Annotated in this window: 20 protein-coding genes and 1 tRNA gene; 7 read left to right on the forward strand and 14 right to left on the reverse strand. The window is 35.4% G+C overall.

Annotated elements, in window-relative coordinates; all coding sequences use genetic code 11:
• Window positions 1-49: 49 nt before the first annotated feature.
• Genes OOK84_RS01410 through murJ form a run of 3 tightly spaced genes read right to left on the reverse strand, consistent with a single transcriptional unit; the run spans window position 50 to window position 4,306 of the window.
• On the reverse strand, window positions 50-2,602 hold the full coding sequence (locus tag OOK84_RS01410; RefSeq protein WP_264732048.1) for an AsmA-like C-terminal region-containing protein: 2,553 nt from the start codon (window positions 2,600-2,602) through the stop codon (window positions 50-52).
• Complete coding sequence (locus OOK84_RS01415; protein WP_264732050.1) at window positions 2,599-2,817, reverse strand: hypothetical protein; 219 nt, start codon at window positions 2,815-2,817, stop codon at window positions 2,599-2,601. The genes OOK84_RS01410 and OOK84_RS01415 overlap by 4 nt, the downstream gene beginning before the upstream one ends.
• Window positions 2,810-4,306 carry a murein biosynthesis integral membrane protein MurJ gene (gene murJ, locus OOK84_RS01420; RefSeq protein ID WP_264732051.1) on the reverse strand — a complete coding sequence of 499 codons (1,497 nt, stop codon included), beginning with the start codon at window positions 4,304-4,306 and terminating at the stop codon, window positions 2,810-2,812. The genes OOK84_RS01415 and murJ overlap by 8 nt, the downstream gene beginning before the upstream one ends.
• 150 nt (window positions 4,307-4,456) lie before the next feature.
• On the opposite strand from murJ, the gene OOK84_RS01425 reads away from it, so the two are divergent.
• Window positions 4,457-4,532, forward strand: a tRNA-His gene (locus tag OOK84_RS01425).
• Between the two features lie 73 nt (window positions 4,533-4,605).
• Window positions 4,606-5,025, forward strand: a complete 420-nt coding sequence (locus tag OOK84_RS01430) for a hypothetical protein (RefSeq protein WP_264732053.1) — start codon at window positions 4,606-4,608, stop codon at window positions 5,023-5,025.
• Between the two features lie 265 nt (window positions 5,026-5,290).
• Here the strand turns inward: OOK84_RS01430 and OOK84_RS01435 are convergent, their stop codons facing one another.
• The 4 genes from OOK84_RS01435 to OOK84_RS01450 all read right to left on the reverse strand — a co-directional run bounded on the left by OOK84_RS01435 (window position 5,291) and on the right by OOK84_RS01450 (window position 10,221).
• Window positions 5,291-8,002 carry a hypothetical protein gene (locus OOK84_RS01435; RefSeq protein ID WP_264732055.1) on the reverse strand — a complete coding sequence of 904 codons (2,712 nt, stop codon included), beginning with the start codon at window positions 8,000-8,002 and terminating at the stop codon, window positions 5,291-5,293.
• 119 nt (window positions 8,003-8,121) lie between these two features.
• Entirely contained in the window at window positions 8,122-9,456 is a 1,335-nt protein-coding gene (locus OOK84_RS01440) for an alanine:cation symporter family protein (RefSeq protein ID WP_264732057.1), read from the reverse strand.
• 262 nt (window positions 9,457-9,718) lie between these two features.
• Window positions 9,719-10,066, reverse strand: coding sequence for a protein-disulfide reductase DsbD domain-containing protein (locus OOK84_RS01445; protein ID WP_319803097.1), 348 nt, complete (start codon window positions 10,064-10,066; stop codon window positions 9,719-9,721).
• Window positions 9,994-10,221, reverse strand: coding sequence for a hypothetical protein (locus OOK84_RS01450; protein WP_264732059.1), 228 nt, complete (start codon window positions 10,219-10,221; stop codon window positions 9,994-9,996). The genes OOK84_RS01445 and OOK84_RS01450 overlap by 73 nt, the downstream gene beginning before the upstream one ends.
• A 249-nt stretch (window positions 10,222-10,470) precedes the next feature.
• On the opposite strand from OOK84_RS01450, the gene OOK84_RS01455 reads away from it, so the two are divergent.
• Complete coding sequence (locus OOK84_RS01455) at window positions 10,471-10,605, forward strand: hypothetical protein (protein WP_264732061.1); 135 nt, start codon at window positions 10,471-10,473, stop codon at window positions 10,603-10,605.
• Between the two features lie 183 nt (window positions 10,606-10,788).
• On the opposite strand, the gene groL is transcribed toward OOK84_RS01455, so the two are convergent.
• Both groL and OOK84_RS01465 read right to left on the reverse strand, forming a co-directional pair.
• Complete coding sequence (gene groL / locus OOK84_RS01460; protein ID WP_264732063.1) at window positions 10,789-12,438, reverse strand: chaperonin GroEL; 1,650 nt, start codon at window positions 12,436-12,438, stop codon at window positions 10,789-10,791.
• Between the two features lie 100 nt (window positions 12,439-12,538).
• Window positions 12,539-12,829, reverse strand: coding sequence for a co-chaperone GroES (locus OOK84_RS01465; protein ID WP_373457551.1), 291 nt, complete (start codon window positions 12,827-12,829; stop codon window positions 12,539-12,541).
• Window positions 12,830-13,002: 173 nt separating this feature from the next.
• Between OOK84_RS01465 and ygfZ the strand changes: the two genes are divergently transcribed.
• On the forward strand, window positions 13,003-13,809 hold the full coding sequence (ygfZ, locus tag OOK84_RS01470) for a CAF17-like 4Fe-4S cluster assembly/insertion protein YgfZ (RefSeq protein ID WP_264732065.1): 807 nt from the start codon (window positions 13,003-13,005) through the stop codon (window positions 13,807-13,809).
• Window positions 13,810-13,958: 149 nt separating this feature from the next.
• Window positions 13,959-14,420, forward strand: coding sequence for a dUTP diphosphatase (gene dut, locus OOK84_RS01475; RefSeq protein ID WP_264688252.1), 462 nt, complete (start codon window positions 13,959-13,961; stop codon window positions 14,418-14,420).
• Window positions 14,421-14,638: 218 nt separating this feature from the next.
• Here the strand turns inward: dut and nusB are convergent, their stop codons facing one another.
• Genes nusB through yidC form a run of 3 tightly spaced genes read right to left on the reverse strand, consistent with a single transcriptional unit; the run spans window position 14,639 to window position 17,236 of the window.
• Window positions 14,639-15,121, reverse strand: coding sequence for a transcription antitermination factor NusB (gene nusB / locus OOK84_RS01480; RefSeq protein ID WP_264732067.1), 483 nt, complete (start codon window positions 15,119-15,121; stop codon window positions 14,639-14,641).
• Entirely contained in the window at window positions 15,121-15,549 is a 429-nt protein-coding gene (locus OOK84_RS01485) for a 6,7-dimethyl-8-ribityllumazine synthase (protein ID WP_253309653.1), read from the reverse strand. The genes nusB and OOK84_RS01485 overlap by 1 nt, the downstream gene beginning before the upstream one ends.
• Window positions 15,527-17,236 (reverse strand): membrane protein insertase YidC, encoded by a 1,710-nt coding sequence (yidC, locus tag OOK84_RS01490; RefSeq protein WP_264732069.1) that lies wholly within the window; start codon window positions 17,234-17,236, stop codon window positions 15,527-15,529. Before yidC ends, OOK84_RS01485 begins: the two co-directional genes overlap by 23 nt.
• A gap of 134 nt (window positions 17,237-17,370) precedes the next feature.
• Here yidC and OOK84_RS01495 point away from each other — a divergent pair, with 134 nt between their 5' ends.
• Complete coding sequence (locus tag OOK84_RS01495) at window positions 17,371-17,886, forward strand: TIGR02281 family clan AA aspartic protease (protein ID WP_182182693.1); 516 nt, start codon at window positions 17,371-17,373, stop codon at window positions 17,884-17,886.
• A 6-nt stretch (window positions 17,887-17,892) separates the two neighbouring features.
• On the opposite strand, the gene secF is transcribed toward OOK84_RS01495, so the two are convergent.
• Together secF and OOK84_RS01505 are read right to left on the reverse strand one after the other, a co-directional pair.
• Window positions 17,893-18,768, reverse strand: coding sequence for a protein translocase subunit SecF (gene secF, locus OOK84_RS01500; RefSeq protein WP_264732072.1), 876 nt, complete (start codon window positions 18,766-18,768; stop codon window positions 17,893-17,895).
• Window positions 18,769-20,267: 1,499 nt separating this feature from the next.
• Entirely contained in the window at window positions 20,268-22,190 is a 1,923-nt protein-coding gene (locus tag OOK84_RS01505) for a heme lyase CcmF/NrfE family subunit (protein ID WP_458694276.1), read from the reverse strand.
• Between OOK84_RS01505 and OOK84_RS01510 the strand changes: the two genes are divergently transcribed.
• On the forward strand, window positions 22,111-22,290 hold the full coding sequence (locus OOK84_RS01510) for a hypothetical protein (protein ID WP_264732076.1): 180 nt from the start codon (window positions 22,111-22,113) through the stop codon (window positions 22,288-22,290). The two genes, OOK84_RS01505 and OOK84_RS01510, sit on opposite strands and share 80 nt — an antisense overlap.
• The last annotated feature ends 64 nt before the right edge of the window (window positions 22,291-22,354 follow it).

The following is a 22,354-nucleotide window of genomic DNA, read 5'->3' on the forward strand; positions in this document are numbered from 1 at the left end:
TTAACCAGGTGTCAAGCACATATGACTCTTATAAACAGATGTTAGTAAATTAACTATTCCTCTTGCCAACCAGAGCGATGAAGATTTGGTCTACATCAAAACTCATCTTAGGACGCCAAATAGGGCCATCCAAATGCATATCGATATAGATTGGATTACTATAGTTTGGTGGTATGAAAAAGAACCTGAATATAGAAGCTAAAGCGAAGTTAGATAAGGTTAAATTAGAAGAGATCGACCCTGATGCTTGATCAATCCCGAATTGTAAACTAGTTGAACATATACCACTCTTAATACTTGCTTTTCCGCTAATATTTTCAAAAAATGTACTGCCATTATATATATCAACATAAGCAAATGTGGAAATTTCAGACTTATTCTTACTGCTTAACAAATTAGCGATAAATGAATTGAAATCTACATTAGTAACTTCTATTCCCTGCGCTTGTAAGTTTACATCTCCTGATAAGCTATTAGCCCAATCATGAAAACTTTTTCCTTGAGTTTTGATTGCACCACTTAAGCTTATCTGACCATTTACATTGTCAATTCCTATAACCTTACCAATCTTTTTAGTGTCCAAATTTACAATAGAAAATCTTGTATTCATTGAGTCTGATCTTAAATAACCCTGAAAAAACACTTGCCCGTGTTCTAATACGTAACTTGCCTGCCTGATAGTGATAACGTTGTTTCTCATTACCGCATCCAAATTAAAATCTTTCAAAACATTCTGCTCGGTTTTAAATTCTGCAGTATTGATTTGCACATTTGCATCAAAGCCTTCTTTGTCATCCAAAAAATCAAGCTGCTTTGTTGACCATTGAATTTGATCTATCTCATTTCTTGAATTTCTTTTTACCTCTACTAAATTTGGTAATTTAAAGATATTTCCATTAAATTTATTGCCCGTAAGGTTCACATCTAATAAAGGTTTGGCGTATTTTTGATCTACTAATATTTTTGCATTACCGGTAATATCGAAATCTTCTCCAGATAGTTTTATTTTATCTGCAACTAGCTTACCTTTTTCCATTTTCAGCAAAAAATCCAAATTTTTAATTTTCGTATCATTCAATGTAAGGTTATTAACACTGGCCTTTATATTTGCATCATACTGAAAATTTTTCAGCCGTTGCATTTTAGATAAACTGCTAAATAATGAATGATCATATTTATCTGCATCAAGATTATGCATGCTAAATTTACCATCAATCACACTGCGTTTTTTTGTGTGGCTTACTCTAATTGACCCTTGCAAGGATTCCTTATTATTTAGCAGTCTAATGTCTGAGATAGATAATATTCTTGGTGCAAGGTGCAGTTTAGAACTTAGTGTAAATTGATTTTTCTGGTTTTCTTTCATCTTTATAGAAGGAAAAAAACATGAAATGAATGACTCAAAATCATTTCCTTCTACTAACAAATCACCGTTGAATTCAGATAGGGCATTATTGTTTGAGATCTCTCCTGATAAATAAGATATATTATTGATTCCAGGAAATTTGAGAAGCGTATTAACTTTTACTTTGCCATCAGTGGATTTTAGTACAGCACGGAAATTGTCCAATATTTTGTTTTGATATTGAATGTTAGAAGCTTCCATATTAAAATTTAAGCTCAAGTTCTTTGGCACAACTGCTCTAAAAAATTCCAGAAGGTCTTTTATATTCGTTGTTTTTTGTGAATTGTCTTGTATGGAATCTAAGTCAACTTTACTGAAGCTAATATTGAAATTAGTGTGATCGCTTTTTCTATCATTTTGTATTGTACCGCTGGCTTGCATGCTTTTGGAATCAATTTTCAAGTCAGTTACCGTAAACTCATTTTCATCGAGGTTGATATTAGATGATATCTCAATATTTTCACTAGGAATAACACAAGAGAGAAAGCTAAGATTAATGATTTTTGCTAAATCACTCACAGAACCGGAACTATTATTAATCGTTAGTGTTAAATTACCCTGGAGTTCTTCTTGATTTCTATTACCTGTAAATAGCAAATTTACAAAATTTGATTCAACACTAATGTATGCATTCTTTTTTGTGATATTAACCTTTCCTGAAAAATCGTAATTATTATCACCTACCTTTACTTTACCAGAGAATTGCCTATTTTTTTTTACAGCAACTTCCTTTATATTAACAATGCTGCTATAATTAGCGAAATCATTCTTAAAACTTACTTGGCTGTCTTTTATTACTATATCGACTGTGTTACCACTGGCTTTTGTATTTATAATATTAATTAAATTTTCTTTATTGCTTTTCATGCCAAACAATGTGATTGACTTTGGTTGCAACGAGAATAAAAGCAACGATAGGAACGATGGCCTTATTTCAATTTTTCTTACACTAATTAAATCTGATAGCTTTTGCTCTTTATTTTCGTTGTATTGTATATATACATTATGAATAGTGAGCTTTGGAGTAATGAGTGAAACTTCAACTTTCCCTCCAATATGCACTTTAGCATCATACGTTCTCTCCAACTCTTTTATGATATATTCCCTGTAGTCACTCCAATCCTTAAAAACTGCGGCAACATGAAGAAGGACTAATACTAAAGAAATTGATAATATGGCGTATAAAGAAAGTTTCATAGTAGACCTCTCATTCCGGCATCTCTTCGTCTTGTCATCCCAGTGCGTGACAATGGGATCCATCTTATTTTCATCATGAGCATTATTTCAGCGTATGCTCCTAGAATCTGTTGTCTATTGCATAATTTGCAAATATTTTTATATCTGGATCCCAGTGTCAAGCACTGGGATGACACCGTTTGCTGTTCCTTTAGCAAAAGATCTAGTTTATACATATTTCAAATTATTCAAATTTCCTCTAAACATTAAATAGAGAATACCAAAATAAACAATAACACTCAAAGCTATTAAAGTCGTTAAATAAACAATACGAGCCAATATTTTATCAAAAAATAATCCTGCCAACAAAGAATTAAAAATATAAAGGGCTATTGACATGACTACCGTTGCTACAAAAATTTTCATGATATTTAACAATAACGCTTGGCTAACCTTATACATTTTATTTATTGTTAAATAACTAATTAATAGAATGGAGTTTATCCAAGTGGAAACGGAAGTAGCGATAGCAATCCCCGTGTGCTGATACTCGTTCATTAACAAAAGGTTTAGCACTACATTAATTCCAAGGCACATTAGTGAGAACATAGTTGGTATTTTTAGATTGCCTTTAGCAAAAAACGTGGGTAGCAATACTTTATTTATAATAAATGCAGGTAAAGAAAGAGAAAATGCTATTAACGTGGGAGCAGTTTGCTGCACTGCATAATGATCAAACCGGCCGTAAGAAAAAAGCGTAAGTAAAATTATGTCGGGAATAATAATAAAGGCAGCAGTTGTTGGCATAATTAACATTAATCCTATGTTGAGAGCCTTGTTCTGTATTTTGACTATATTTTCAGTATTATTTACCTGTTTTGAAATTAAAGGAAGAAGCACTGTACCGATTGCAGTACCGATTATTCCCTGCGGTAGTTGATTTAGTCTATCGGCATAATATATATAGGACACCGCATTTGGTATAAAACTCGCCATGATTGTGTCAATCCATACACTTATTTGAGTTACACAATTGTTGATAATTGCAGGTATCACACGCTTAAAAAACAACCTTACTTCATTGCTTAATTCAAGGCTAAAAGAAAAAGCTGCCTTTAACTTGTATGCACTAAATAGTATCAAAAGTAGCTGGAAAATTCCTCCTATAAGGACAGCTATAGAAAGGTTGTGCGCTGGAGTTTTTACGTAAGGCACAAACAAACTGATGATTAAACAGAGATTCAAAACGATTGGTGCAATAGCTGTTGAAGCAAAATGCTGCTTTACTTGCAGCATTCCACCAATAAGTGATGCAATTGAAACAAAGATTATGTAGGGCATCATAATTCTTGATAAAGTAACAGTAAGGGTAAACTTACTTTGGTCAAATCCAGGAGCAAAAATTTGAATCATATAAGGGGAGAAAGTTTGCATGATAAGGCAAAAAATTACTAAGATAATAAACGTAATGGATATTACACTACTTGCAAAATTAAATGCCTTTTTATCATCGTGTGATTCTGTTGAATATAACGGTATAAAGGACGTGGTAAATGCTCCCTCTGCAAAAAATGCGCGAAATAGATTGGCAAAACGAAACGAAGAAAAAAATATGTCTGCAAGAGAGTTTGCACCAATAACCGTAGCAATTAATACATCTCTTATTAACCCTGAGATCCTTGAAATAGCCGTAAAAAAACTAAATGTGAAAATACTTTTAAACATACCACTACTTCATTAGTATCAATACAATTAACTATAATAGTAAAAGTATCAATGAAAATATTTATTGGCTAAACTTAAAACCCTCTACAAAAGGAGAGTTAAATAATCAATTGACTATTTGCGCTCGTATGTTAGATATTTTATATCTTGGCGGGCGTAGCTCAGTTGGTAGAGCGTCAGTTTGTGGTACTGAATGTCGCCAGTTCGATCCTGGTCGCTCGCCCCACTAAAATTTTCTGCTTGACGGAGATGTGAACAAATGGTAATATTATTATTTATTGATTAATTAGGGAGGTTGTATGGATAAAGGAGGTTTAATACTTTTAGTTGTAGCATCAGTAATAGGAGCACTTACAGGTTTGGGATTGAGTTTCACAGCTTTGTCACCTTTGGTTATAGGTGGAATTGTTGCTGCCGTTTCTGTAATATTATTGGCTGCATGTAGTATATGCAAAGGAGGATGCTCCAAGAAAGATCTTTTCAGTATGGCCGTTTCATGCGTTGCAAGCGCTGCAATTGGAGTTGGCCTTGCTGCAGCCGCAACTGCTATTTTTCCTGGTGCAATGCTTGGAATGGGCTCTGCAGCTTTAGCAGATGCAACAATAGGAGTCATAGCGCCGATTGCAGGGTTGTTTGTAGTTGAGAAAGTGGACGATTATATTATATCACCTATAATTGAGCACTTTTCTTCAAAAGGGAATGGGTGCGAATCACCTTAAACCAATTAAGTAAGGTTTCTGCTTTCTGTTATTCTAGTGTGCAGCATATAGCTGTACGAACATTTGTTTGCAAAGGCAGTGTGTTAAGTGTTATAGCCGGTTTTGCCTCAAACACAAAGGCAGTGCCTGGACTCTTGCTTCAATGTTAAACAAAATACTATAGAATTCAAAATGCAAAAAGAAATGTTCAACATTGTATCAGAATGGTGCTATATTGGGCCTTAACTTGACGCGTATGCTTTTTTGAACATTCCCTAACCTCAATTTATATTGAAATACCTTTATTGGTATCTTTTTCTTGTTGTGACTCAGCAATACGTTTAGTCCAATCCAGTGGCCTTTTATTTCTGTTACCTAATGCAATTCTATTGCGATCATAACTATCAGTGTGTTCCGTTAAAGTATCTTTTCTTTCTTCTTCTATTACTCCAATTTTCAGTTGTGCTTCATCTTTCTCTAGTAATTTATATAGATTACTATTTTTATCTACAATTGAATTAGTGTCATTGTTTTCTTGTTCTGCCACTGTTTTTATGTCTGTTGAACTGTCTTTTAACAATCCTGCTGCTAATAAATGTTCTTTGGTTTGTTCACTAATTCCTTTTTGATCCACCGGTTTTAGTGGGAACTTCTGAGTTTCTTTATCCAACTTACTGGTAAATTCCGTAAGTAGAGTGTCATCTCTTTGTTCAACATTCATTAGGCTCGCTTTTAACTGTCCAGGATTTACTTGAGATTGTCCATGATTGGCATGAGTTGGAGATGAATAGCCCGAATCGTTTGTTTTTACATCTGTTGAACTGTCTTTTAGCAATCCTGCTGCTAATAAATGTTCTTTGGTTTGTTCACTAATTCCTTTTTGATCCACCGGTTTTAGTGGGAACTTCTGAGTTTCTTTATCCAACTTACTGGTAAATTCCGTAAGTAGAGTGTCATCTCTTTGTTCAACATTCATTAGGCTCGCTTTTAACTGTCCAGGATTTACTTGAGATTGTCCATGATTGGCATGAGTTGGAGATGAATAGCCCGAATCGTTTGTTTTTACATCTGTTGAACTGTCTTTTAGCAATCCTGCTGCTAATAAATGTTCTTTGGTTTGTTCACTAATTCCTTTTTGATCCACCGGTTTTAGTGGGAACTTCTGAGTTTCTTTATCCAACTTACTGGTAAATTCCGTAAGTAGAGTGTCATCTCTTTGTTCAACATTCATTAGGCTCGCTTTTAACTGTCCAGGATTTACTTGAGATTGTCCATGATTGGCATGAGTTGGAGATGAATAGCCCGAATCGTTTGTTTTTACATCTGTTGAACTGTCTTTTAGCAACCCATCTTCTTTATCTTGTGAAAGTTTATCAGTAGGATCAACTTGCCTTAATCCTCTATTATCTTGCTGTGATCTATCTCTGATTTCTTTAAGAAGATTTTCAGGTGGAGTTTGGTCACTTTGTTCAATGTTCTCTAAGCTCCTCTTTGGCTGCTCAGGATCTACTTGAGGTTGAGCATGAATTTGAGGTGAATAGCCCGAGTCACTTTTGCTATTGGGTTTTGGAACAGAAAGTGGCTGTTTACTTTCTTCCCACTCAGCATCACTAGCACCACGGTTATCACTGTCATGTTCATGTATATTTGAATAAGGCAAGTAAGGAACTTTGTCCTTTAATGTTTCTAATATAGAAGACGTTGATTCATTTTTCCTGCCTCCTTCCATTGATGCTCCGCTACCATCAACAACACCAGTGCGCCGTAAGCTGTTTCTCTTGAAATTTCTGATGTCTTGTAATAGATCGCCTTTGCTATTTCCTTCTTGTTGCTGGGTTTTAGGTTGTTGCTGATTATTAGGTGTTTGCTCACTTCTATCTGGTTTTTGGCTTCCAGGTACAGCATGTCCAAATGTAGGATTGTCATACCGTTCATCTTTTTGCCTATTATCTTGATTGTGGCTTACAGACTTGGTGAAAGTAGAACTGTCCGAAGGATCAGAAGTTGCACCTTTTTGCTGATTATTAGGTGTTTGCTCATTTCCGCGCAAGCCATCTGGTTTTTGGCTTCCACTCCCTTGCTCATTGAAAACATCTTTTTCAGGTGTAGTTCTAAGTGGTGGCAGCGAAGGGGTCTGAGACCCAATTTCTCGATTCATATGAGTAGCTTGGTGTTTTTGAACAGGTTTTTTGACCTCTTGCTCAATATCTCTACTGTTACTTTTTATTGCGATTTCAGATGATTTGTTAAGGACTTGATTGTCTTTTCCGTCATGTTGCACCTCATTCACTTTTCCTTTTTCCCTGAATTTTATTTCATGCAAGAATAAACCACCTATTTTTACATCTTGATTCGCTTCTAACCGTTCTAGAGAAAAATCATCACCTTTAACAAGGTCTACAACGTTAGCATCAATCTTAATTTTGATCTTGCATTCTTCCCCTTTCGCGTACCATTTCAGAGTCATCTCATATGAACCATCGGTTACGACATAATGTCTTATTTTTTTCCCTCCTTCCTCGGCAACAAAACCATGCATTCCGCTCTTTCCATCACTATGCAACGTTGAAAATCCTGAGATTCCATTCTTCTGACAAAAATCACTGTTTAAAAATTCGCTGATTTTGAACTCTTTCTTGTTATCCTCCAGTGTAATACTGGCATGATTACCGTATATTGAAACTTTTTTATCTTCAACATCATCATTAATGTTATTAGCACTAGTAATATATTTATTCAACTCTTCTTTAGCTTTATCTTCAAGCTCTTGTCTAGCTGTCTTGTTGCATTCCTGAAGAATAACTCCACATGCTTTATTTTTGTTTTCATCTTCGTCCCAATTCCAGTCGGCGTGTTCTGTTAAAAACTTTACTATGTTAAAATCAACTCTAACATTATAAATTAGGTCGTCTTCCTTTTTTATTTCATCAAATAAAGGAAAAAATTCTTGAACGCGCTCATTATAAATGTGTTTTTGTTGTATATTGTTAGTGTTCATATACCCCTCACTAATAACCCTCTGCCTTTAGTTCTAGCTAATACTAGCTAATGTAATTATCACGAGCATTGGTTGAATTTTTATTAAGGAAGGTTGTGTTGTTACTCAGATGGCAACTTTTAGTTGGCGCCTAATTTTAAATATCTGTTGCTCACAGTAAACACTTCTGGATCTTTAGAAGTTAGCTTGAGTATAGCGAGTATGTTGATAAATAACAAAGCAGCAATCGAGATATCAGCGACATCCCATAGCAACCGGACTTTACCCATCGCACCAAGCGGAATGATCATGGTAAAAATTACAATCCAGATTTTAGTGTATTTATTATCCATAGACACATAGCGTATTGTCTGTTTTGAGCAAAAAAACCAAGTAAAAATAGTAGTAAAGGCAAAACAAAACATTATGGCCATAATTAAATAGTCAATATAGGGCCAATTCATAGCTTTTCTAAAAGCAAATATGCACATGTTAGTACTCTCTAAATCAGTGACCCAAGAATCTGTGACAAGCAGTACCATTGTTGTAATAAACACTATAAATGCAACTATAAAAGGCGATATTATTGTAATTAGACTCTGCTCAATAATAAATTTATTATTATTTTTCTTAGGAACAATTGAAGAATGTACGATTCCTTCGAGGCCAAGCCCTATATCTGTTGCAAAAATACCTCGCAAAGTTCCGACTTGAATAATAGTCAACATTTCTAAAATCAAACCTAGAGATAAACCAGAGTTAAAGCTACTAGTTGTAAAAAAACTGCTTGTTATTAATTTTAGAGAAGGAAGGATATTTTCACTAAACTTAAATAATATGATACCGCAAAGTGTGAGGTAACTTACCGTCATTATCGGTATCATAGCCGATATAAAAATTTTAATTTTTTTTAAGCTGAGAACTGCAACAACAAAAAATATTATGGCCATTACAATGCCACCAATGACTACAGGCACATCTATCATGTTAAGTGGTATTGATAGAGAATTTACCTGAACAAGGTTACCAACTGTTATTGAAACCATCATCATAACAACCAGAAACACAATTGTAGCTTTTCTAGAATTAAATGCATCAGCCATGTAGACTACAGGGCCACCTATAAACCGTCCGTTCTTTTCCTTTCTGGTTTTTATACTTAGATAACAAGTGACATATTTTATCACAGAAGTGATAACAATAATTATTGCCATCCATAAAATAGAGCCCGGTCCTCCGGTTTTTAGAGCAACAGCAGTTCCTGAAATGTTTCCTACTCCTAAATTTCCCCCTAAGATTGTAAACAGGGCGGCTATAGAAGAAAATTTATTTTCCCCTCTTTTAACTCCAATGAGTGAAAGGGCGTACGGCAATCTAAATATCTGTAGCCATTTTAGTTTAACCGATAGGTAAACACCAGCAACTAGCATGAGTAATATTGTTGGCAGTAATAAAACAAACTTTACTGTATCCATCTGTAAAAGTGAGATTTTTATTTAAGTATACAACAAAAATTGAGAATACCTAACCTATTTTCTATTAGAGTTCGTATGACTTCGTTCCTGTCATCCTAGCGCTCCTTTCTTGTCATCCCAGTGCGTGACACTGCGATCTAAATTTTTTATGCGAAACCATTATGTTTATATACTTGTAGGCCCAAGTTCCTCACATAGTGAACAAAAAAGTAAATGAGATTCCAGTGTCACGCACTGGAATGACACCTACCCCATGAGAACTCTATTTTTCATACCACTCATTTATAAGTTTATTGATATCAGAATCTATGAAATCCTTTAGTGGTTGCCTGGTTTTTATCTCAACATTTTTAGGGATGCATCTATCTTTACATATCGCATAATTTATATGGAAGTTAAGGTCAATATACCCTTGATTTGAAAACACATTCATCTTAAAGGGAAATAATACCATATCCTTATATACGTTACTGATAAATATCTCTCTTCCTACTTTATCTCTATGTTCCTTTGGAGTAGGCCAGTAAATATCTATGTTTAATGTGTTACCCTTACAATCAAAAGAAGTGGGAAGACCGAAATCTCCAGGATCTTTATAATTATGTGCCAGCCTGGTTCTACTGTAACCTTTATTGCACCTTTAAGAGTGAGGTTTGCTTCATTTATCTCGCCAATAAGTAAATCAAATTTTGCAATTTCCTCGTCAGCATATAGTTGAGCGCAAGAAAAAAATAAAAACAATATTAAATATATATATATTTTCATTAAGTTAAATTTCTCCTTTTATAGAGAAAGTGATTTAGATTTTAATTATTATATTTAATAGCATTATATAGATTATTTATTAATATAGCATTATGCTATAGCTAAACTGACTTACAACAATCTAAAAAACGACAAATTCGTCATTCCGCTACTTGTTAGCGGAATCTATGCCGAGATACCGCGAATGAATCACGGTATGACGTAGGATTGCTGTCGTCCTGCTATGTGTTAGCGGATGAGATACCGCGAATGAATCGCGGTATGACGGTTCGCGGCAGCATGACAATAAGCTCGTCATCCCGCTACGTGTTAGCGGGATCTATGCCAAGAGATACCGTGAATGAATCGCGGTATGACGTGTTGCTTGGGTCAGCTATAGTATAAATATACTAGGGATTATAGTTTTCTTATGCTGCCTTTTTGTTATTAGACAACCACAATATAAAAGAGTGAAACGGATGCAAACAGTAGTGCCTTTCTGCACCAAACGTATTACCTTTAACGAATAGTAAAATGTGAGATTTTTTGGAACTACCGTGGAGCAATTGCTCCACGGCTTCACTCTACTCAGAATCCACCCATGCCACCCATTTCTCCTGCGCCCATAGGAGATGAAGCATTTTCTTTGCTTGGTACATCAACTATCATAGATTCAGTAGTAATCAGCACACTCGCAACAGATATCGCTGTTTCAAAAGCAATACGCACCACTTTTGCTGGATCAATCACACCAGCTGTAAATGCATTAGCGTAATTCATAGCCTCAACGTTGTATATAAGCTCTTTATCATTCTGCTTAATCAAATAGTCAATGATAACAGCAGATTCAAGACCAGCATTTTTAACTAACCTTCTAATTGGAGCACTGAGAACTTTCTTGATAATGTTTATGCCTATTTGCTCTTCGTCACTTGCACCTTTTAATTTGTCGAGAACAGATGAAGCATAAAGAAGTGCAACTCCACCACCTGGAACTATGCCTTCTTCAATTGCAGCTCTTGTTGCATGCAGCGCATCTTCAACTCTATCTCTACGTTCTTTAACTTCCACTTCAGTTGCTCCACCAACTTTTAGCACAGCAACACCACCTGATAATTTCGCTAAACGTTCTCTTAGCTTTTCTTTATCATAATCAGAAGTTGAAGTTTCAATTTGAGATTTGATCTGCTCGATTCTAGCTTTCACACTGTCAGAATCGCTATTTTCGCTGACAACTGTGGTATTATCTTTAGTAATTTTAACATTTTTAGCAGTACCAAGATCATCAAGTGTCAGATCTTCCATCTTGATTCCAAGTTCATCTTTTATGACGTACTTAGCACCAGTCAAAGTTGCTATATCTTCGAGCATTTCCTTTCTTCTGTCACCAAAACCTGGAGCTTTTACTGCAGCAACTTTTAAACCACCACGCAATTTATTGATAACTAAAGTGCTTAATGCTTCACCTTCGATATCCTCTGCAATAATAACCAAAGGTTTACCAGATTTAACAACAGCTTCAAGAATAGGAAGTAAAGGTTGAATAATATTTAATTTTTTCTCTGTAATTAATAGATAAGGATTATCAAGCTCCACGATCATTTTTTCATTATTTGTAATAAAATACGGAGAGAGATAACCGCGATCAAATTGCATGCCAGTAGTCAGCTCAACTTCTAACTCTTTTGAACCTTTACTTTCTTCAACAGTGATTACACCCTCTTTTCCAACTTTTTTCACGGAATCAGCGATACTGTTACCTATATCCTTATCACCATTTGCAGAGATTATCGCAACTTGCGCTACTTCATCCATTTTCTCTAGAGAAATTGTACGAGACATTGATGCAATTTCCTTTAACATTACATCTTTTGCCTTCTGTATTCCGTTTTTAATACCAACACGATCGTTTCCAGCAGCAATTGATTTTGAAGCTTCCATGATCATGCTGCTAGTTAATATTGAGCACGTTGTTGTACCATCACCAACTTTGTCGTTACATTGAGAACAACTTTGGGCAAAGATGCTTGCTATTGCAGCATTTAGTGGTTTTTCAGGCTTGATACCCTTCATCACCTTATAACCATCTTTTGTAATTTCTGGTGCTCCATAGGGCTTATTAATCCCTACTGTTTTTCCTCTAGGTCCCGCAGTTATTGCTACCGTTGAATCCACTATTGCTGCGACTTCACGAAAGGCTTCTTGTAACTGCTCACCTGATACTACTACATTAGTCATTTTTATCACCTCTTGTTAATAAAAAATTTAGAAAACTATAATAAAACCATTTACAATGCGCCATGTTGCGCTTTGTTTCAATTTAGTAAAATAAAGACTGCTATTTAATGACAGCAAGTATATCGGACTCTTTCATCACGATAAGCTTTTCATCATTATGTTCTATTTCTGTACCAGCCCATTGACGATAGAACACTTTATCACCAGCCTTTACAGTTAAAGCTATGCGTTCGCCATTTGAGTTGCGTGAACCTTCACCAGTTGCTACAATTTCACCTTTAGTAGGTTTCTTTTCAGCACTTGATGGAAGCATAATTCCACCCTGCTTTTCCTCGCTAATAGGCTTGATCAGCACGCTATCATCCAATACATTTAAACTTATACTTGACATTTGCTTTTCCTCTCAACAAATTAACCTATAACTTTATATATATACTCGTAAGTTAGATTTCAAGGGCTGGAGCTTGTAAAATATGCACACCATATAAAATATGCACGCCAAAAGCAGTTTCTAAAAGAGCCTAATGTTATATAATAAAATTTAGGTTTATTTATAGAGATTTCATGAGTTATATACCATTCTTAAGTCGTGGTGTGATAGTGCTATATGGGCCTGACACTAGAGATTTTCTGCAGGGCATTATAACCAATGATATTAATAAGCTAGATAGCCAAAAAGCTATTTACTCTTTATTGCTTAGCCCTCAGGGAAAATACCTATATGATTTTTTTCTTATTGAATATGGTAGATATATTTTCTTAGAGTGCGAAAATGTGCACTTACAGCAAATAATCGAGAAACTAGATTTACTTAAAACTTATTTGAGAGTGAAAATTAAAGACATTAGTGCACTATATAAGGTTGGAGTTTTGTTTGATACTAAGTTGGCGGAGTGTAGTAGTAAGTCACGAGTTATTTTTCAAGATCCAAGGCACAAGCTGCTAGGAATGAGGATCATACATAAAGATGAAATAAAAGAACCGGTTGGAGATTTTATTCAGTATGAAAAAGTTAGAATTAAAAACCTTGTCCCAGATGGAGCAAAAGATATGGTACAAAATTCATCGTTCCCATTGCAATATTTAATCGATAAGGCAAACGGTATAAGCTTTAATAAGGGGTGTTACGTAGGTCAGGAAGTCGTAAATCGAATGAGCAGACAAGAAATATTCAGAAGAAAACTTTATCTTGTTGAGGGGGATAACGCACTTCCAGATATTGGCACTAAAGTGACAAATGAAAATAATGAGGAAATAGGGGAACTGCGCTCTAGTGTAGACAACATTGGACTTGCATTGCTTAATACTCAAAAAAGTCATGCAAATTTATATGTCGATGGGGTTAAGTGCGTTAAGACGTTGTATAATTAAAGTCTTAAGGTAGCGCATATAGAAACGAAAAACTTATTTTATGGCCTAGCGTCACGCACTAGAATGACATCATTTACGATGTAACATTTATTACTTTTGCAGATACAATTTACATGCTATAATTGAATCTTCATAGTTGGTAAATTGGAGTGCAAAGAAGTAAAATTAAAGTAGAAATAAAGAGATTATCACACGGAGAAGACTTGTCTCTTCCATGTTATGCAACTACGCAGAGTGCTGGTATGGATCTTTATGCTGCATTGAATGACTCTGCTGTTTTAAATCCACTTGAGAGATTACTTGTTCCAACTGGAATTGTGATTGCAATACCAAACGGTTTTGAGGGGCAAATCCGCCCACGTTCTGGTCTTGCTGCAAAACATGGAATTACTGTCTTAAATTCTCCGGGCACTATAGACTCTGATTATCGAGGTGAGGTGAAGATTTGCCTAATTAATCTAAGTAATCAGTCGTATGAGATAAAAAGAGGAGATAGAATTGCACAAATCCTTATTTCTCCTGTATCTCAGGTAATTTGGGATGACAGAGAAGAATTCTGCACAGAAGAAACCGGTCGCAATGCAGGGGGCTTTGGCTCAAGTGGCAGGTAACTTACGAAAAAGCTTGACTATGTTGTCATCCCAGTCTGGGATCCAGCTAAGTTGGTAAGCATAAAAGCAGCCGTTTTATGTTAAAATACAACGTTTTGATGATTATGAAAAGGCTGGATTCCAGACTGGAATGACACCACCTGCCACGCAAATTGCAATGTTCATACAGCTATGTGTCAGCTACTCGGATGACACCCTGTGTTTGCTGGCTATAATTGCTAAGGATTTTTATTTAATTTAACTGCATCTTTTGCCTTATCCAATAACCCATTAATAAAACCAATTTCGCTTGGTTTATCAAGTAAATCAGATGCAATGTTAGTATATTCATTAATGACAACTGGAACTGGCGTATCACAATTAGCTAACTCACATATTGCAACACGCAAAATAGATAAGCTTATAAGATTTAACCGTGAAAGGGACCAGCTTGGGTGTAAGTAAGACTCTATTATTTTATCATATTCTTCACTGCTTTTTATAACCTTATATAACAAGTTTTCTAAGAACTGATGTTCAAATTCTTCACATTCAAATATATCTTTCAACTTACTTATGTAGTTCTTAAGTTCACAATTTTCCAATTTAAAAGTGCTTTTGTTGTAACCTACAAAAATATTTGAATAAGCAACTTGTACAGCAAGAAATCTTGCCGTACTTCTTTTTATGCGCCACTTTTTATCTACTGGTTTTTCCTCCATTATTTTAATTTATTGTGTAAATCTATCATATGCAAAACAGTTGAGGCTGCATGGCCACCAACGTTCTTTTTGTTTTTGTCAGCTCTAACTAGTGCTTTATCTTTGCTGTCAGCGGTAATTACGCCCATACCAAAGGGTATTGCATAATGCATAACAACCTCATTTAAACCTTCGATTACCCCTTTACAAACGTATTGATAATGATCAGTTTCACCGCGAATCACGCACCCAAGAGCTAAATAACCGTCATAATTAGCATTCTTGCTTTTTACTGCAAAGAGAATTGTAGCTGGTATCTCAAATGCACCAGGAACTTCAATTATGTCATAGCTTGCATGACTTTCTTTTAATCTATCGACTGCACCTTCAAGCAAAAGGTTTGCTATTTCAGCATAATAAATTGAATTAACTATTAGTATTTTCGACATTTACTACCACTTTTTTCGTTAAAAACAACTTTATTAATGATTGTTGAATTAAAGTTATAATATTACTAAATATCCAATATATTACCAGGCCGGCAGGAAAAGAAGAAAAAATAAAGACAGAAATGTAAGGTAAAAACTTCATAACATTTACTTGAATATCATCTTTATTGGTTTGATCTTTCTCACTTAGCTTCTGCTGAATTATCATGGTGGCACCGAAAATTATAGGTAAAATGCCTATAGAAATAGGAAAGTTATAATTAAACAACCCAAATAATGTAAAGATGTTCGTTGGGTCAGGAGCTGAAAGATCCTTAATCCATAAAAAAAAAGGAGCATGTCTCATCTCTATAGTAACAAATAATACTTTATATAGAGCAAAAAATACCGGTATTTGTATTAGCATGGGAAAAATGCTCGACATTGGGTTTACATTGTTTCTCTTGAACAACGCAATTGTCTCTTTGTGCTGCTTTAAGCTGTCATTTTTATACAACTCTTTTATACGAGTTAATTCAGGCTGCAGGCTTTTCACCTTGAACATCGAAATATATGATCTATTAGATAAGGGAAGCATCAAAAGTTTGATTACTAAAGTCAGCAATAATATTGCTAAGCCAAAATTTTTTAAAACGAAGTTAAAATATTCAAGCAGTAAAAACACTGGCTTGGTTATAAAATAAAGAACACCAAAATCTACAGCTTTATCAAACAAAGGTATATTGAGAGTATCCTTATAAGAATCCAGTAAATTCAACTTTTTTGCTCCAGCAAAAAAATAATTCACATTAGAAACACTTGCGCCAGGAAGTATGCTCTTATAAGGCTTGACAAAATCTACTTGAAATTTATCAATATCATTAGCGTTAGTATGCTTAATGCTTACATTTATTTTATCGGATTTCTCAGGTATGATGGCTGTAAGCCAGTATTTATCAGCAAAACCAAACCAATTTTTTTCACTCGTGCTTGCTTTTATTAAATGTTTTTTGGAAATATCCTTATATGTCCACTCCTCTAGTTTATTATCAAATGCACCCAGTACTCCTTCATGGGATATCCAATAAGATTCGTTGATATTGTCACGTTTACGGTTAATTCTACCATAAGGAACCAAAACTACATTATCTTTTGTATTGTTTTCAATAATTTGCTCAACTTTAAACATGTAGTTATCGTCAAGGCTAATTTTCATTCTAAATAAAATGCCATTTTCATTATCCCAAAATAAATTGACCTCTTTTTGATTGAGTTTATCTGCTTGCCAGACTGTTTTAGAATCTGGAACTTTAATCTTTTCATTCGGATCGAGCCACCCAAATTCTGCGAAATATACATCTTTTGATTCTGCAGGTGACAGTAACACCACTTGTGGAGAAGAAGAACTCGGTTCTAAGTGGTAGTTAGTTAAGATTAAGTCATCAAACCTTGCACCTTTCAAAGAAATTGATCCTTTAATCATGTTATTGGTTAAACTAACCCTCTGTTCTCGAGTGGAATTAATAATTTCAGAACGATTTTGGTGTATTATAGGAGCAAGGTCGTTAAAAGATTCGATATGTTCAATATTTTCAATCAATGGCTGGTTTTGGTTTGCACTAAAAAAATTATCATAAATAATGCGCCAAGATACCATGATCAACATGGAAAGGATAGCTGCTAAAATTAAACTTTTTGCTTCTGACATGAAATTAAATCAAACATATCTTCTTAAAGTGTATATTAAATATTGTACTAAAACAATAAAATTTACTTATTTTTAATAATAACTTTTAACGCTAATCTTTAAAATTTATTTTAATAGCTTCAAATTTTAACAATATGAACGCGGTGAAAAATCTAGTTATTTGGTTACTAATAATAGCTGCCACTTCAATGCTTATTGATTCACAAAGGGACAAACTAAGCGACAGATTTCTCAGTACTTTTTTACCATATAAAGGGAGAATTCAGAATAGTGGTCAGAATAGTGGAAGTATCGAATTTACGAAATCATACGATGGACACTTTTATATTCAGGCTCAGGTCAATGATCGCAATATAACGTTTTTGCTTGATACCGGAGCAACCGATATTGTTCTATCACAAAAAGACGCATTACATGTTGGTATTAACTTACAAAACGTTCAGGATTTTAAAATATATGAAACTGCTAAAGGTCAAATAAAAGCTGGTGTTGTTCACATCCCTCAGGTTAAAATAGGGAATTTTTTAGTTAATGATGTACAGGCGAGCGTTAACACTCATTCTATGTCTCATTCACTACTTGGAATGAGCTTTTTAAGGTATTTTCATTTCACTATAAGAGATAATAAGTTGATATTATACCGCGACTAAACACTTCTACAATCTACTTATCAAAGCTCTGTAGGTTAATATAGGAGCAGAAATAAATATTGCAGAACAAGTGCCAATCAAAATACCAAAAAAAATGATCAAGCTGAAGTCTCTCACTGCATCTGTGCAGATTAATGTCAAAGGAAGAGCAGCAAGAAGGGTTGTACCCGAGGTTAATATAGTGCGAAATAATGTAGCGTTGATACTTGCATCTACTATCTCACTCATCCGCCCACTTTTACCACTCTTGCAATACTCTCGAATCCGATCGTATATAATTACTGAGTTATTGATTGAATAACCAATGACAGTGAGGAGAGCTGCAACTGATGAAATATTAAACTCAATGCCAGTTAGGCTAATAAAACCAACAGTTAAAATCACGTCATGAATCAGTGCTGTTATTCCACTGAATCCACATTGCCAATTAAATCTAAACCAAACGTAAAAAAATATTCCAACAATCGCGATCAACATGGATAACATTCCTTCAAATATTTGTGTTGAGCTTATTTGTGGGCCAACATAGTCTATTTTACGATAGCTTATTGAGCTACCTAGCTTTTCTTCTAGTATGCTTTTTATCTTTTTGATTTTATCTTCATCTCCTTCATCTTTAAAACGCATGACTAAATTATCACCCGCTTTTGAACTCTGCACTGTAAAACCATTTTCTTTTAATGCATCGAGAATAGAGTGATTCTCATCTGAAGATTTTATCTCTATCAAAATTCCGCCTGCAAAGTCTATGCCTAAGTTCACTCCACGCAGCACAACAGTGAGCATTGAAAAGATGATAAGAATAATGCTAACGAGTGCAGTCAAATCCCTATATTTACTAAACTTGATATCGAGATTATCTGGAATGAGTCTAAGTGCCATGCTATTTACTTAAAATAATCACTTGAATTTTATATACTTTTCAAAAAATTCACTAGTTTATTCTGTGATTGGACTTCTCTGTCATCCGAGTAGCTGACACACAACTATACGAACATTAGACTTCTTGCATAACCCAAACTAAGCAGAAAAAAGATACAAGGTGTCATCAAAGTAGCTTGACACTGGTTCCTTTATGACGGCAGTGTCCCTATGATGTCATGCAAGTAACCTCTATGATGTCATTCAAGTAGCTGACACTGGTTTCCATCCAAAAGGGTGTCGTCCCAGTGCCCAGACTACTTGGATCCAGGAAACTTAACTCTACACTAAGTAAATGTACAATAAGAACTAGATTCCAGACTGGAATGACAGCGGTCCTACGTCATACCGCCGCGGATAGATCCCGCTAACAAGTAGCGGGATGACGAATTACTATACCGCCGCGAACCGTCATACCGCCACGAACCGTCATACCGCGATTCATTCGCGGTATCTCTTAGCCGCTAACACATAGCGGAATGACGAAGTTATCGTCATGCCACCGCGAACCGTCATACCGCCGCGAATCGTCATACCGCCGTGGTATCTCATCCGCTAACAAGAGATCCCGCTAACACGTAGCGGGATGACGAGATGCCACCGCGAACCGTCATACCGCCGCAGACCGTCATACCGCCGCGGTATCTCTAGATCCCGCTAACAAGCAGCGGGATGACGGTTGTCAAGGTAGTACCTTCCCCCGTCATCCCAGTGCCCTTATAATGTCATCCCAGTGCGTGACACTGGGATCTCATTTTACTTTATGACGGTGTCATCCTAATACCTTCCCCTTTCATCCCAGTACTGGGATGACACCCTACTTAACCGTCATATTGCCGCGGTATCTCTTAGCCGCTAACACATAGCGGAATGACGAAGTTATCGTCATGCCACCGCGAACCGTCATACCGCCGCGAATCGTCATACCGCCGCGGTATCTCATCCGCTAACAAGAGATCCCGCTAACACGTAGCGGGATGACGGTTGTCGTTTAGCTATAAATATTAAGGAATTTACCAAACAAAAAAAAGGCAAAAGAAGCCCTAGTCATTGTCTATTTTCAGTATTTGGCGTTTTTTAAGTCTTAAACACTGCAATTTAGCTGCTTTTAAGTGCAACTAACTTAAGCTATAAATGTTTAAGAAATTCACTAAGCAGAAAAAAAGGCAAAAGAAACCCCGCGTTAGCTAGTTGTCACTCTCTAATCCTGCAAATTGGCGTACTATACTGTCTTAAACGACTTATAAGCGCGTTTCAGCTTGTGTAGGTAAAAACCTAGAAATATTGTGAAGACATAAGGTGCACATAGTGCAAAAAATTAAAAATAAGACGCCAACTACGTTGTTTTCTTGCTGTTTAATCTGCACAGATGAAGATAACTGAATACCTTCAATACCATGATAAGGGCGCTGGCGGAGTTTGTCAAGGAAGTTTTTTCGTTATAGTATAAAGGAGTCCTATTAAAATCTTCTCAATAAAGGAAAAGCAGCAAGGAGCGAACCAAAAGCGATGAGGAAGGATCCAAGCCAGATTATAGACATTCCAGGTTTATAGTGCACTTTAGCTGCGATTTTGCTCTTACTCTTATCAATCTCTCCAATTACAACATAAATATCAGAAAGCAAATTGTGGTAGATACTGCTTTCAACATTTTTCTGACCTTCCACAAGGTAAAATCTATATTCAGGGGTTATCTCACCCAATATCTTATTATTCAGCAAATTCCTAATGTCCATTTTACCTCTCACTGCATGGAAATTTTTTTCTTTTATTAGCTCAATATTTCGTAAAGTAACTTTAAATTTATTGACTGTTATGCTATCCCCTATTTTTAAGTAATTTTCTTTTTTCTCCTGCCAACCAACTGAATAAGCTATACCAAGCACTAAAATTGCCACTCCAGCATGAGCTGCCATCATTGCATAGTAGGATTTAGAAACTTTTCTTGCTAATAAAATTGATTCACCAAATGCTACCTTAAATAAACAAATTCTTTTACTATATGCTTCTAAAACAAAGATTAATAATGCTATGGAGATAGTAATTGATAGCACAATTATTAGCTCCATGTGAAAGATAAACGGCAAAATAGCTGCAGCACTACAGAATGAAAATCTGTATTCACGAAATATTGTCAATAGACTATTTCCCTGCCAACGGCAGTATTGCCCGATCATGGTGAGCACTAGAATAGCCAGTGCAATAGGATTAAATAAAGAATTGTAATATGGTGCTCCAACTGAAATTAATTCACCGGTTAAATACTCAAGCACTGTAGGGTATAAAGTGCCAACGAACACGATGAAAAAGGCAGTAATAAATAATAAATTGTTCATCAGCATCATCGTAAGGCGTGAAAAGAATCTTCTACCCTCTGTCACTTGAGTAGCAGATTTCTTTCTGGATTCCAATGTCGAGCACTGGAAAGATGTGCGATTTTTTCTCGTAAACATTACAAATATTACTAAGCTACTGACTGTAATTACACCAAGTAGAGCTAATATATACAGTCCATACCTTGAGTCATCTGCAAACGTGTGCACTGAGGTGAGTATTCCTGAGCGGACTAGAAATGTTCCAGTTACACTCAATATAAAAGTTGTAAGCGTAAGTAAAATAGCGAAATTCCTTAAAGTATTGAAATTTCGTACAATGAGCAACAAATGTGTCAGCGCCACTGCAATTAGCCACGGCATCAAAGAAACGTTTTCCACTGGATCCCAAAACCAAAATCCACCCCACCCAAGTTCGCGATATGCCCACCAGCTACCCAAGCTGATGCCCAAAGTGAGCAGCGACCAAGAAATAAGTACCCAAGGCCTGACAATTTTAGCCCAAACATTTCCTTCAGTATTTGCAATTAATCCAGCTATAGAGAGCGAAAAAGGAACGCTAAATCCAAGGTACCCCAAATATAATATCGGTGGATGAATAGCAAGGCCTATATCTTGCAATATCGGATTAAAACCCAATCCATCTTTTTCAACGCTTGGCATTTTAGTGAAGGGGCTGGATTCAAGTAAAGTGAACAGTAAAAAACAAAAGCAAATCAAGCCTTGGGTGATCAAGGATACTTTCTTCAATTTACTGTCGTTATCAGTAAAAATACCCATCAGAAATAGGTAAAAGGTAAGCACTAATGTCCAAAGCAACATAGACCCTTCTTTATTTCCCCAAACTCCACAAATCTTATAGATCAAAGGTTTTGTTGTGTGTGAGTGGTAATATACGTTTTCGAGTGAGAAATCATTTGTAATGTGGCAGTAGATCAAAATAGCCATTGATGTTGATACACAAAAAAATATGGCAGTGGTAATAAAACGACAAGAACTAAGCGGTAAAAACAAATATGTCAAAGACAATAAGCAGGCTATGAGTAGCAATATATTCCCAAGTTCAGGCATAAAAAATTATAGTTTTTATATAAACAATATTACTGATGACAAGTTAGAAGTTAAAGTGTTAATTGACGCTTGCTATTGATGCTAGCATAATGCCCCCGTAGTTAGCTGTGCTAGTATTAATTAAAAATTAAATATTAAATCTT

It is taken from the genome of Wolbachia endosymbiont (group A) of Sphaerophoria taeniata, from assembly GCF_947250735.1.
Lineage (GTDB): Bacteria > Pseudomonadota > Alphaproteobacteria > Rickettsiales > Anaplasmataceae > Wolbachia.

Bases quoted from the DNA above. Each gene is read 5' to 3' on its own strand.
- murJ (WP_264732051.1), bottom strand. From the start codon at position 4,306: ATGTTTAAAAGTATTTTCACATTTAGTTTTTTTACGGCTATTTCAAGG.
- secF (WP_264732072.1), bottom strand. From the start codon at position 18,768: ATGGCACTTAGACTCATTCCAGATAATCTCGATATCAAGTTTAGTAAA.
- OOK84_RS01450 (WP_264732059.1), bottom strand. From the start codon at position 10,221: ATGAAAATATATATATATTTAATATTGTTTTTATTTTTTTCTTGCGCT.
- ygfZ (WP_264732065.1), top strand. From the start codon at position 13,003: ATGAGTTATATACCATTCTTAAGTCGTGGTGTGATAGTGCTATATGGG.
- OOK84_RS01415 (WP_264732050.1), bottom strand. From the start codon at position 2,817: ATGTATAAACTAGATCTTTTGCTAAAGGAACAGCAAACGGTGTCATCC.
- OOK84_RS01465 (WP_373457551.1), bottom strand. From the start codon at position 12,829: ATGTCAAGTATAAGTTTAAATGTATTGGATGATAGCGTGCTGATCAAG.
- OOK84_RS01435 (WP_264732055.1), bottom strand. From the start codon at position 8,002: ATGAACACTAACAATATACAACAAAAACACATTTATAATGAGCGCGTT.
- OOK84_RS01485 (WP_253309653.1), bottom strand. From the start codon at position 15,549: ATGTCGAAAATACTAATAGTTAATTCAATTTATTATGCTGAAATAGCA.
- OOK84_RS01455 (WP_264732061.1), top strand. From the start codon at position 10,471: ATGAATCGCGGTATGACGGTTCGCGGCAGCATGACAATAAGCTCGTCA.
- OOK84_RS01510 (WP_264732076.1), top strand. From the start codon at position 22,111: ATGGCAGTGGTAATAAAACGACAAGAACTAAGCGGTAAAAACAAATAT.
- OOK84_RS01495 (WP_182182693.1), top strand. From the start codon at position 17,371: ATGAACGCGGTGAAAAATCTAGTTATTTGGTTACTAATAATAGCTGCC.
- yidC (WP_264732069.1), bottom strand. From the start codon at position 17,236: ATGTCAGAAGCAAAAAGTTTAATTTTAGCAGCTATCCTTTCCATGTTG.
- OOK84_RS01430 (WP_264732053.1), top strand. From the start codon at position 4,606: ATGGATAAAGGAGGTTTAATACTTTTAGTTGTAGCATCAGTAATAGGA.
- OOK84_RS01410 (WP_264732048.1), bottom strand. From the start codon at position 2,602: ATGAAACTTTCTTTATACGCCATATTATCAATTTCTTTAGTATTAGTC.
- OOK84_RS01440 (WP_264732057.1), bottom strand. From the start codon at position 9,456: ATGGATACAGTAAAGTTTGTTTTATTACTGCCAACAATATTACTCATG.
- groL (WP_264732063.1), bottom strand. From the start codon at position 12,438: ATGACTAATGTAGTAGTATCAGGTGAGCAGTTACAAGAAGCCTTTCGT.
- nusB (WP_264732067.1), bottom strand. From the start codon at position 15,121: ATGGAGGAAAAACCAGTAGATAAAAAGTGGCGCATAAAAAGAAGTACG.